This is a genomic window from Microvirga sp. Mcv34, from assembly GCF_024519725.1.
Lineage (GTDB): Bacteria > Pseudomonadota > Alphaproteobacteria > Rhizobiales > Beijerinckiaceae > Microvirga.
Map to the genome: position 1 here is coordinate 1 of NZ_JALJRK010000034.1, position 11,176 is coordinate 11,176.

Below are 11,176 nucleotides of genomic sequence, written 5' to 3' on the forward strand. Positions count from 1 at the left end.
GAACCCTCGACCCCAACCTTGGCAAGGTTGTGCTCTACCCCTGAGCTACACCCGCACGCTCCGACACCTCGTCAGATCTACACCTTATCAGATTTGGTGGAGCCAGGCGGGATCGAACCGCCGACCTCTTGCATGCCATGCAAGCGCTCTCCCAGCTGAGCTATGGCCCCTAACCTGATCGAGCAACGCATCGATTGAGCGCCGCTCCGGTGTCCCCGAACACATAATTGCGACCCGCCGCGAGGGCAACCCACTTCTAAGTCCTTGTTGGGCAAGGAAGAAGATGGTGCCGCAAGAGGGATTCGAACCCCCGACCCCCTCATTACGAATGAGGTGCTCTACCAGCTGAGCTATTGCGGCATCGCAACGCTGCGATCCGAGAGGCGCCCTCTTACCCGCTCCCCCGTCGCTTGGCAAGGGTGGGAAAGGCCGGAATGGCCTACCAGACCGAAAAAACGCTGCGACGTGCCGACGCCTGCTCCTTGGGCTTGGGCACATCGGGCGGCGTGGTCGGGAAAACCACGGGCTCGGGCTGGGGACCGGGCGCTTCCTCCTTGACCTCCGCCTTGACCGGTCCGGCGACGACGGCATCGGCCTTGGGACCTGCCGGAAGGGGCTCGGTGGCGGGAGCGGGAGCAGGGCTGGGCTCGCTCACGGGAGCCGGAGCGGGCTCCTGCGCGGCCGTGACGGGCAGCACCCTGACCTCGTCGTCGAGATCCGCCGTCACGTCGTCGTGCAGGGTCAGTTCCGGTGCGATCAGCACGTCCGGCGGCGCCTGCCAGACGAAGGCGTCGAGGCGGCCCGTGACCGGCGAGACTGGCGCCCAGTGGTCCGACACGACACCATCGGCGATCCAGGCCGGGTCGCGCGGGGCACGGGTCGCGCGGGCGAGCCATTCGCGGCCCTTGCCGGTGGAGCCGTGCTCCGCCTGCTCGAGATCTGACATGAGCAGGCACACCCGCATGCTCGGCCGGTCCTGCAGCAGGGGCTCCAGGGCATCGCGGGCCCGGTCGAACTCGCGGGCTTCGAGGGCGGAGCGCGCCACGGCGAGGCGGCCTTCCGGCGCTCCGTTGGAGAGGCGGGAGAGGGTCTCGGCGCGCTTGAGTCGGTCGAGGCCCGAATCGCCCGGACGCAGGTTCAGGTAGACATCCGCCAGATCCGGATGCGGCAGGCTGCGCCAGGCGGCCTCGACCACCTTGGCGGCCTTACGCAGATCGCCCTTGCGCGAGAGCAGGCGGCCGGCCATCGCGGCCGCAGGCACGAGATCCGGCGCGAGCTTCACCGCGTCCTGGGCGCTTCTCAGCGCCCCGTCGGGATCGCGCTCCACCCGCTCCAGGGCGTCCGCCGTGAGTAGGACGGCGCGGTGGCGCCGGGCAGTCTTCTTGTCGAGGAGGCCGAGCGAGGTCCGTCGCTCCACGGTTTCCAGCGCCCCGCGCCAATCCCCTTCGGCGCAACGGGCCTCAAGGACCGCATCGCTCGCCCAGGCGGCCGCAGGCGCCAGGCGCACGGCCTCGGAGGCATATTGCTGGGCCGAGGCCGCATCGCCCCGACGGCGGGCCTCGACGAACAGGCCGCGCAGGCCAAGAACCCGCGTCTCGTCTTCGTCCATCATCTGCAAGAAGGCGGCTTCGGCCACCTCCCGGTTGCCGGAGACCTGGGCGGCCTGCGCCTTGAGCAGGAGCGTCAGGGGCTCCTTGCCCAGAAGGCGCTCCGCCTCGTTGGCATAGCGGCGGGCCGCGATGGTGTCGCCGGCGCCGACCGCCACCATGCCGCGGGAAACGGCCTGGTAGCCCCGGGAGCGGCGGCGCGCCCGCGAGGCGAAGGTCAGGCGAGTGGGGAGCTGGATGAGACCGGTCACCAGGGACCAGAGCAGGGCCAGGGCCAGGGCGAGGCCGGCCAGGGCGATGGCCGCCACCGCCACCGACATCTGGATCTCGTAACCGCCGAAGGTGATCAAGACCGTGCCCGGCCGGTCGGCCAGCCAGACCGTGCCGAAGGCCGCGACGCAGAGAAGACCGATGAAAACGAGAGCGCGCCACATGCAGGGCAGATCCTTTTATTGCGTCGTACGGTTGAGGGTGGCGAGAGCGTCCGAGCTGATCGCCTGCGCAGCGCGATGCGCCTCGGCGACCGCCTTGACCTGCCGGCCCCAGTCCTCGGAGAGCCGCCGCGACGGCTCGGGAAGGGCATCCCAGGCGGCTGCGGCCTCCACCACGTCGCCGCGATCCAGGGCCTGCCGGATACGGACGACGAGAGCCGAAACGCCCGTGGTGCCCTGTTCGTTCACCGGCTTGACCGTCACCACCCGGTCGGCCATGCGCAGGAGCCGGTCGGACCAGCTGTTGGTCGGGCCGCGGCTCTCGCGCAGGATCGCGGTCTCCACCGGGTCGAAGCTACGGGCGAGCGCCGCCGCCGTCGGGGCGCCCTTTTCGGCAAAGGGCTCCAGGGGAGCGACGCGGCTCGCGTCGGCCCCGGCCTTCTTCACGCCGTCGAGCACCTCGGCATAGGGGGTGCCGCTGTTGAGGGCGTCGTTCAGGCGGCCGGCGAGAACGACCTTGGTCCCGGTCTGGCTCGCCGCCTCGGCGTTCCGAGTGTTTTCCTGGGCCTGCTGCGAGAGCGTCGCAAGGCGTTGTTCCTGCTCGGAAAACCGGCGGTCGGTATCCGTGAACCGGCGCTCCGTTTCGCCGAACCGGCGATCCTGGTCGGCGAGACGCCGGTCCAGATCCGCGATGCGGCCGTCGAGCTGCTGGGCCGCGTTCGCGGCTTTTTCCGTGCCCTGGGCATTCGCCTTGACCTGCTCCTCCAGAGCCGACAGGCGGCCCGACAGGCCATCGGACAGCTCGGTCAGCCGGTTGGACAGGTCGGTGAGCGCCGCCTCGTTCTGGGACGGCGGAGGCTGGGGTGCCTCGGGCATGGGACGGTTCAGGGCCTCCTGGGCTTGGCTCGCCGCCTGGCGGGCCGTGTCCTGGATCGCCTGGAGCCGCTGGTCCAGGTCGCCTCGGGCCGATTCGAGTGCATTCAGGCGCTCGGTCAGCGCTTGGACGTTCCCCTGCGGTTGTCCGGAGGGGGCGGGCTGCCGGAGCGCTCCGACGCGCTGTTCGAGCTGAGCCAAGCGCAGTTCCATCGGCTGTGCCTGCCCCGGATTCTCTTGCCAGGCTTGGAGCCCGTAGAGGAGTCCCGCCCCGACGAGGCCGCCGAGCAGGCCGGATCCGATCAGGGCGCCAGCGGAGGAGCCGCGGCGCTCCGGAACCGGACGCGGAGGCACGGCCTCCTCGCGTCCCGGGGATGTGGAGGCTCCCTGGTAGGAGCTGTCAGACAGGCCGGCATCCGGCCTATCAGTCTCGCCGATAGCGGCTCCGGATGGGAGCGTGTCGGTCCCGGCCCCGGAATCGAGGGTTGCTTCCGGCGAGGCCACCAGGTCCTCGGCCGGAGGCTCGCGGCCGGCCGCGATGGTCTCGTCGGGCCTCGCCTCTGGGGGTGCACCCGCGACGATCGTCTCCTGAGCCGGCATCTCATGGGCTGGCGCCCCGGCCGCGAGGGTGTCTGGCCCAAGGGTGTCCTTCCCTAGCGTATCTTGCCCTAGCGTATCCTGGCCGAAAGTATCCGGACCCAGGGTGTCCTGAGCCTCGGCGCCCGGGCTTGTGGCCGGGGCGGCGCCTGCGTCGATCACGGTCGCTTTCAGGTCGATGGTCGCCGGCTCACGCGAGGGCTTTTTGCGGGACGATTTCGGGCGTCGGGGATCTGATGAATCGGTCACGGGTCACTCTTGCACGGGTCGCGTCGGGCGCGGGATCTTCAAAAGGTCAGTGTGAGATGCAATTGAGGCAAGCTTGGGCGCAGCGTTTCGTTCCCTTCCTGCGGTACGATCCAAAAACGAACGGCTCATCGGACCACGATTGCCCTCGTATGGCAAAGCTTCCTCACCGCCGGCCCTCACCGGGGCGAATCGAGGAGCCTGAGAAGCGCATCCTCGGAAGGGTCTTCCGCCACCCGGACCTCGGCGCCGACCGCCGTCAGCGGCACGGCCACATCGGCCGACAGGCACAGATGCGGAAAGGCCCCCAGGGTCGAAGCCAGCCCCGCCTCCGCGACCAGCCGGACGACGAGATCCGCGCTCCGCCGTGAATAATGGAGCGCAGCGCCGATTTGGCCAGAGCGCAGGGCCTCGACGGCGGCGTCTGGAAGCGTTTCGACGGACTTCGCCTCGTAGGCCTCCCATTGCAGCACGGTGAAACCGGCTCCGCGCAGGGACGCGGCCGGCTCCTCCTTGTGATGCCGCGCCGTCACGTGGAGAAGGACGAGACCCGGCGGCAGCTGCTCGCGAATCAGCCGCGACAGGGACACCGCGTCGCCGTCCGCCACGGAGATCTGGGAGAACCCTTCAGCCCTGACCACCTCGGCCGTGTGCTCGCCGACGGCGAAGACCGGCTTGTGCCGGTCCAGGACCGCGAGGGCATCCGCCGCATGGGCGCTGGTGACGATCAGCGCGTCGTAAGGCGCCTGCGGCGCGGGATCGCCCGTCGGAACGATCCGGGTGACGGGCGCCTGGCATGCCTCGAACCCGAGCGCCGCCAGCCTCCCGGCGGTGCGCTTCGCATCCTCGGCCGAGCGGGTGATGAGGATCCGCGTCATGATTTCAGGAAGTCCGGCGGCATGCGGGAGCGCAGCTCCGATCCGGCGTCGCGCCCGAGCGCCGCCGCATCGTCCGGCGAGCCGCGACGGACGGCCTCCAGGCATTCGGAGCCGTCCGGACGCAGCACGAGGCCACGGATTTCGAGATCGCCGCCGATCAGCCGCGCATGCCCGGCGATGGGCGTGCGGCAGGAGCCGTCCAGGATGGTGAGGAAGGCCCGCTCGGCCGCGAGCGCGTGGCCGGTCGGCGCGTCGAGGATCGGCGCGAGCGCCGCGCGCACCCGCTCGTCCTCGGCACGGACCGCGACCGCGATGGCGCCCTGCCCCACGGCCGGGAGGAAATCGTCCGTTTCGAGCACGGTGGTCACGTGATCGGTGAGACCGAGGCGCCTCAAGCCGGCCATGGCGAGCAGCGTCGCGTCGACCTCGCCGCGCTCGAGCTTGGCGAGCCGCGTCTGCACGTTGCCGCGCAGCAGCGTGACCTGGAGGTCCGGCCGCAGGCGGCGAACTTGAGCCTGCCGCCGCAGGGAAGCGGAGCCGACCACGGCGCCCTGCGGCAGGTCGCTCAGGCTCTTGTAGCGGTGGCTGATGAAGGCATCGCGCACGTCCTCGCGCGGCAGGAAGCCCGCGATGACGATCCCCTCCGGCAGGGCCGTCGGCAGGTCCTTGGCGGAATGGACCGCGAGATCGATGGAGCCGTCGAGGAGCGCGATGTCGAGCTCCTTGGTGAAGAGCCCCTTGCCGCCCGCTTCGGACAGGGGCCGGTCCTGAATGGCATCGCCCGTGGTCTTGATGATCGACAGGGGCAGGTGCTCCACGGTCCAGCCATCCCCGGTCGAACCATGGGCGGCGACCAGCCTGTCTTGCGTCTCGTGGGCCTGGGCGAGGGCCAGGGGGCTTCCTCGCGTACCGATGACCAGGGTGGGTGATGAGGCCATTCTGCCTGAGTGCTCCTGTCTTGAACGATCTGGTTTGATCTTGTGCGGCGCGGCGGACTATAGGGGGAGGAGCGCCGGGCCGGAAGCCCGGACAACACCTTAATCGAGCGGCCCCCGATCATGCGCATTCTAGGCATCGAGACCACCTGCGACGAGACCGCGGCCGCCGTGGTCGGAATCGGCTTCGACGGACGCGGCGAGATCCTCTCCAACGAGGTCTTGAGCCAGATCGCCGAGCACGCCCGCTATGGCGGCGTCGTGCCCGAGATCGCCGCCCGCGCTCATGTGGAGGTGATCGACCGGCTCGTGGCCCGGGCGCTGAAGAGCGCCAACTGCTCCGTGAAGGACATCGACGGCATCGCCGTGGCGGCGGGCCCCGGCCTTATCGGCGGCGTGCTGGTGGGGCTGACCACCGCCAAGGCCATCGCGCTCGTGACGCGCAAGCCCCTGATGGCGGTGAACCACCTCGAAGCCCACGCGCTCACCGCGCGGCTGACCGACGGCATCGGCTTCCCCTATCTGCTGCTTCTCGCCTCCGGGGGCCACACCCAGCTCGTGGCGGTGCGCGGCGTCGGCGACTACGTGCGGCTCGGCACCACCATCGACGACGCCATCGGTGAGGCCTTCGACAAGGTCGCCAAGATGCTGGGCCTGCCGTATCCCGGTGGGCCGCATGTGGAGCAGGAGGCCGCCAAGGGCAATCCGGAGCGCTTCGCCTTTCCGCGCCCGATGCAGGGCCGTGCGGAGCCGAATTTCTCGCTCTCCGGCCTCAAGACCGCCGTGCGGATCGAGGCGGAGAAGATCGCGCCGCTGACGGCGAGCGACATCGCCGACCTCTGCGCCGGCTTCCAGGCCGCCATCGTGGACGTGGTGGTGGACCGCACCCGGGTCGGGCTTCGCGCCTTCCGCGAGATCGCCGGCCACCCGACTGCCCTCGTGGTGGCGGGCGGCGTCGCGGCCAACCAGGGCATGCGCCAGGGGCTCCAGCGCCTCGCGGTCGAAGCCGGCCTCAAGCTCGTGGCCCCGCCGCTGGCGCTCTGCGGCGACAACGGCGCCATGATCGCCTGGGCGGGCGTCGAGCGCATGCGCCTCGGCCTCATCGACGACATCACCGCCCCCGCCCGCGCCCGCTGGCCGCTCGACACGAGCCGCGACGAGGCCGGGGCGAAGGCGTGACGTGGGTGCTCTGGAAAGCATGCTCATAACCCTCTTACCTCATCCTGAGGAGCAGCCGTCAGGCTGCGTCTCGAAGGAGGTTCCAGCGCTCTCTGGAACCTCCTTCGAGACGGATTGCTGCGCAATCCTCCTCAGGATGAGGTCCGTGGATATGGGCGTCAGCCGAAAGTCCCTGACATGACCGCCCCCGCGCAAACCATCGGCATCGCCGGAGCGGGCGCCTGGGGAACGGCGCTCGCCAATGCGGCCGCCATCGCGGGCAACGACGTGGTGCTCTGGATGCGCTCGCCCGATCACGCGGCGACCCTGGCGGCGACGCGGGCCAACGCGCGCTGCCTGCCCGGCGTGAGACTCCACGACCGCATCCGGCCGACCGCCGATCTCGCCGACCTGGCCTCCGCCCGCGCGGTGCTGCTCGTCACGCCCGCGCAGACCACCCGGGAGATGGCCGCAGCCCTCGGCTCGGTCCTGCCCGCCGCGACGCCCCTGGTGCTCTGCGCCAAGGGAATCGAGCGGGAGACCCGCGCCTTCCTCTGCGACGTGGTGGAAGAGGAGCGCCCCGGCTCGCCGGTCGGGGTGCTGTCGGGCCCCAGCTTCGCCGACGACGTGGCCCGGGGCCTGCCGACCGCCGTAACGCTCGCCTGCCGGGACGCGGCGCTGGCCGAGGCGCTGGCGACCGCCCTCTCGGGCCCGACCCTTCGCGTCTATCACCGCACCGATCTGCGCGGCGTCGAGATCGGCGGCGCGGCCAAGAACGTGCTCGCCATCGCGTGCGGGGCCGTGGCCGGCAAGGGCCTGGGCGAGAGCGCCAAGGCGGCCCTCATCGCCCGCGGCTTCGCGGAACTGCTGCGCTTCGCCCGCGCCTATGGCGGCGAAGCAGAGACCCTGATGGGGCTCTCGGGGCTCGGCGACCTGGTGCTCACCTGCTCCTCGGCCCAGTCCCGCAACTTCGCCTTCGGCCAGCGCCTCGGGCAGGGCCTGAGCGTCGCGGAAGCCGCCGGCGGCCGGCTGGTGGAAGGCGCCGCGACGGCGAGCGCCCTCGTGGCCCTGGCGCGGGCGAAGAACATCGACATGCCGATCGCGGAAGCGGTCGAGCAGGTCCTGTCCGGCGCGTGGACCCTCGATCAGGCGGTCGATGCGCTGATGAACCGTCCGGTCAAATCCGAGCATTGAAGCATGATCCGGAAAAGTGGATACCGGTTTTCCGACAAGATCATGCGACATCCATAACGAGTAAGCGTCCATGGCCCACTGGCTCTACAAATCCGAACCCTCCGTCTGGTCCTGGGACCAACAGGTCGCGGAAGGCGACAAGGGCACGCATTGGAACGGCGTGCGCAACCACGTGGCCAAGCAGAACCTGATGGCCATGAGATTAGGCGAGCAGGGCTTCTTCTATCATTCCAACGAAGGCAAGGCGGTGGTCGGCATCGTCGAGGTCATCAAGGAATACTACCCCGACCACACGGACGAGACGGGCAAGTTCGGCATGGTGGACATCAAGGCCGTCAAACCCTTCAAGCGCCCCGTGACCCTCGACGCGATCAAGCAGGAGCCGGGCCTCGAAAAGATGATCCTGGTCAACAATTCCCGCCTCTCGGTGCAGCCGGTGACGGACGAGGAATGGGCCATCGTGTGCCGGATGGGCGGGGTTTAAGGCGAGACCGGCACGAAGCGGTAATGTCCCGTGATGGGAAACGCAAAGAGCCCGTCCTCTTCCCGCGCTCCTCTGCCGATGTTGTGGATCACGAGCGGCCTTGTCCCATCGGCGCTGCGTCTGTCGGAGATGATGGCGATATGCGGCAGGTTCCCGGGCAACATCTGCGTGACCAGATCCCCTGGCCGATAATCCGCCGGATCGGACGTGACGGCGAGCGACGCGCCTTTGCGCCGCAAGAGCATTTGCAGATTGGGGACGCGTCGGTGGTCGATGTTCGGATCGGGCCGCTGCAATCCCCATTGCCTGGGGTAAGACGCGAACGAGGTCTTCATGTCCTCATGCACCAGCTTCTGCAAATCGATGTTCAAGGCTCTGCGATAAGCCCGCACGATCACGTCGGTACAGACGCCCTGCTCCGATGAAACATCTCCGCCTGGATAGGACAGGCGCACGTAAGCCGGATTGTAGGTGAGCGTCACACCAACCTGGGCCCGGGCAGCGTTGACCAGCCGTAGGGAAGGATTCTCGATGGTCTCGGCCCGCGAATAGGGCGCTGTGACCAGAGCGGGCAGAAGCAAAAAGGCTGTCAGCAACGCCCGGTATATGCGCCAGGACATGAAGCTCTTGATCATACTTGGAGAGCGGCAGCGGTTTCGCGCTTACGGAAGATCCAGGCGCGCCATACGCCGATAGCAATACCAAGCGCGCCTAAGATCAGCATGAGATAGAAACCAAAATAGATCCCCCCGGCAACAGCCACGCCGGTGATCTTCTTGATTCTAACGACCTCAAGCCACCCGAAAAACCCTCCCGCAGCACCGATCGAGCTGCCAGCCACAGCACCTATCAAAGAGTAGACAACAAATCGCATGGTCAGATCTCGGCCTCAGGTCCGGGTGGCGATGACAGAGGTTACGCTGCCGCGTCAAATGATCAGGAAGTCGTGCGCCCCGAGCATTTTGGTCGCGAGCTTGGCGAAAGCCACTGCCTTGTGCTCGGTTCCCGAACCATCGGCGTCGAAGGACAGGACGCCTGTCTTGCGGTTGAACAGGATGCGGTCATCCTCATCGACGGCCTCGGAGCCGATCCGGAACGCGCTCTTGGCAAGGCCGCCCTTGGTCAGACCCTTGAACACCTTGGACGAGAGTGCCAGCGTGTCCTCGGTGCTGAAGTCGAGCACCCGGTCCAGATTGGCGGCGCCGAGCTTGGTCGTGAAAGCGAAGACGTCCTGGCCGTCTCCACCCGTGAGCTTGTCTTTTCCCAAGCCTCCATTGAGGTAATCGTTTCCATCGCCACCGACGAGCACGTCAGCGCGCTTGCCGCCCTTGAGTGTGAGCGATGTCGGCGCCTCGGGCCGGACAAGCGTGAGAATCGGGTCGGATGAGCCGCCGCCTGTGCTCTCGCCGCCTGGGGTGACCGTCTCTCCGCCGCCGGTCGAGCCCGTACCGGTGGAAGTTGTCGGAAGCGCGACGATCCGGTCGCTGAAGATCGCGAATTCGACGCCGGTGAGCTGATCGATTCCGTCGCTTGACGCGCGCGTGTCCGTCACGGTGACCGTGCCGTCCGGCCCTGTGGTGATCGTGTATTTGTAAGAGGGACCTGAGAAGATGACCATGTCGGTCCCCTCGCCGCCAAGAACGGTGTCGTTTCCAGCCCCGCCTGTCAGGAGATCGGCGCCGCCCTGACCGTCGAGACGGTCGTCACCGCCGAGGCCCATGAGAACGTTCGCGCCGTCGTTGCCGGTCAGGCGATCCTGGAAGTTGCCGCCGGCAAGGTTCTCGATCCCGCGCAGGATAGCCCATGAATCTCCATCGAGGGACTGCCGGTCCGAGATCCGAAGATCTGCGCTGGTAGCCTCCCCGAATTGAACGGTGTCGATGCCGCCACCGCCATCAATGAAGGCGGAGCCATGATATGCGGATTGTTGGCCAAGCGAGAATTCTTCAGAACCGCCGCCTCCATAGGCGATATCGGTTCCGCCCAGGAGAAGCACCCGACCTGCGATAGTGCCACCGCGTCCATCATACAGGTCGTCGCCGATCCCAAGCGCAATATCGCCGACGATGTGCCCGGTGTTGGTAATTGTTGTCGAGCCATGAAGTGCACCCGAAACGGCCAACCCTCCCTGGTAGCGCGCTTCAATGAGACCCGTGTTGTTTAGGACAATGCTTGCTGGGGCGTTCAATAGACCACCGAACAGGATTCCATGGCCTCCATGAATTTCACCGGAGTTGTAAATAACCGTATGTGATCCTGAAATGTGAACACCGGCACCACCGCCTTCGATGCGGCCTGAATTGTTCAGGGTGTCGGTCGTCGATGTCCCGAATGGGTGAAAGACAACCCCGCCGGATATAGCGGATATGAGGCCTTCGGATCCTATCGTGACAGTGCCGTTCGTCGTAACGCCGACGTCACCGGAAACCTGACCGTCCAGTATCAGAGTTGTGTTAGCGTTCCCGTAAATTCCACGGGCGAGAATACCGTGGGCCGCGATTTCGGATCCGGCGGCCAGCAGGACCTTGTCGCCGTCCCCCAGGTTGAGAGCATTCTCCCGCTCCCCGTAGGTCGGCGGCAGCGGATGGGCGGCATCGATCACATAAACGGTCATGGGCAACTCCCTCCTGGCGTAATTATTCCTTTCTTTATATGTTATATTGTTTTGTCACAACGTGCCGCAGCACACATGGCTGCGACGAGAGCGGATCTTCTCTCTGATCTCGTCGATTGCCTTTAGGTAAGGAAATTCCAACCTATCTCCCGAAAGTAG

The 11,176-nt window shown here is 67.4% G+C and carries 10 protein-coding genes and 2 tRNA genes; 3 read left to right on the forward strand and 9 right to left on the reverse strand.

The genetic code is table 11. The features are described from left to right. Window positions 1–94: 94 nt before the first annotated feature. The 6 genes from OC446_RS17520 to hemC all read right to left on the reverse strand — a co-directional run bounded on the left by OC446_RS17520 (window position 95) and on the right by hemC (window position 5,570). Window positions 95–170 (reverse strand) — tRNA-Ala (locus OC446_RS17520). Window positions 171–284: 114 nt separating this feature from the next. Further along, window positions 285–360, reverse strand: a tRNA-Thr gene (locus OC446_RS17525). A gap of 79 nt (window positions 361–439) precedes the next feature. Then, window positions 440–2,041 carry a heme biosynthesis HemY N-terminal domain-containing protein gene (locus OC446_RS17530; protein WP_262030311.1) on the reverse strand — a complete coding sequence of 534 codons (1,602 nt, stop codon included), beginning with the start codon at window positions 2,039–2,041 and terminating at the stop codon, window positions 440–442. Between the two features lie 15 nt (window positions 2,042–2,056). Further along, a complete protein-coding gene (locus OC446_RS17535; protein ID WP_262030312.1) occupies window positions 2,057–3,757 on the reverse strand; it encodes a hypothetical protein in 1,701 nt (566 codons plus the stop codon). Between the two features lie 176 nt (window positions 3,758–3,933). Beyond that, window positions 3,934–4,632 carry a uroporphyrinogen-III synthase gene (locus OC446_RS17540; protein WP_262030313.1) on the reverse strand — a complete coding sequence of 233 codons (699 nt, stop codon included), beginning with the start codon at window positions 4,630–4,632 and terminating at the stop codon, window positions 3,934–3,936. Beyond that, window positions 4,629–5,570, reverse strand: a complete 942-nt coding sequence (gene hemC / locus OC446_RS17545) for a hydroxymethylbilane synthase (protein ID WP_262030314.1) — start codon at window positions 5,568–5,570, stop codon at window positions 4,629–4,631. The genes OC446_RS17540 and hemC overlap by 4 nt, the downstream gene beginning before the upstream one ends. Window positions 5,571–5,690: 120 nt before the next feature. Here hemC and tsaD point away from each other — a divergent pair, with 120 nt between their 5' ends. The 3 genes from tsaD to OC446_RS17560 all read left to right on the forward strand — a co-directional run bounded on the left by tsaD (window position 5,691) and on the right by OC446_RS17560 (window position 8,403). Next, complete coding sequence (gene tsaD / locus OC446_RS17550; RefSeq protein WP_262030315.1) at window positions 5,691–6,746, forward strand: tRNA (adenosine(37)-N6)-threonylcarbamoyltransferase complex transferase subunit TsaD; 1,056 nt, start codon at window positions 5,691–5,693, stop codon at window positions 6,744–6,746. A gap of 177 nt (window positions 6,747–6,923) precedes the next feature. After that, a complete protein-coding gene (locus tag OC446_RS17555) occupies window positions 6,924–7,919 on the forward strand; it encodes an NAD(P)H-dependent glycerol-3-phosphate dehydrogenase (RefSeq protein WP_262030316.1) in 996 nt (331 codons plus the stop codon). Window positions 7,920–7,989: 70 nt separating this feature from the next. Further along, complete coding sequence (locus OC446_RS17560) at window positions 7,990–8,403, forward strand: EVE domain-containing protein (protein ID WP_262030317.1); 414 nt, start codon at window positions 7,990–7,992, stop codon at window positions 8,401–8,403. On the opposite strand, the gene OC446_RS17565 is transcribed toward OC446_RS17560, so the two are convergent. The 3 genes from OC446_RS17565 to OC446_RS17575 are packed head-to-tail and all read right to left on the reverse strand — an operon-like array spanning window position 8,400 to window position 11,017. After that, on the reverse strand, window positions 8,400–9,023 hold the full coding sequence (locus OC446_RS17565) for a DUF1287 domain-containing protein (RefSeq protein WP_262030318.1): 624 nt from the start codon (window positions 9,021–9,023) through the stop codon (window positions 8,400–8,402). The genes OC446_RS17560 and OC446_RS17565 overlap by 4 nt on opposite strands. Before the next feature lie 11 nt (window positions 9,024–9,034). Beyond that, complete coding sequence (locus OC446_RS17570) at window positions 9,035–9,277, reverse strand: hypothetical protein (RefSeq protein WP_262030319.1); 243 nt, start codon at window positions 9,275–9,277, stop codon at window positions 9,035–9,037. A gap of 54 nt (window positions 9,278–9,331) precedes the next feature. Continuing rightward, a complete protein-coding gene (locus tag OC446_RS17575; RefSeq protein WP_262030320.1) occupies window positions 9,332–11,017 on the reverse strand; it encodes a calcium-binding protein in 1,686 nt (561 codons plus the stop codon). Window positions 11,018–11,176 lie beyond the last annotated feature (159 nt).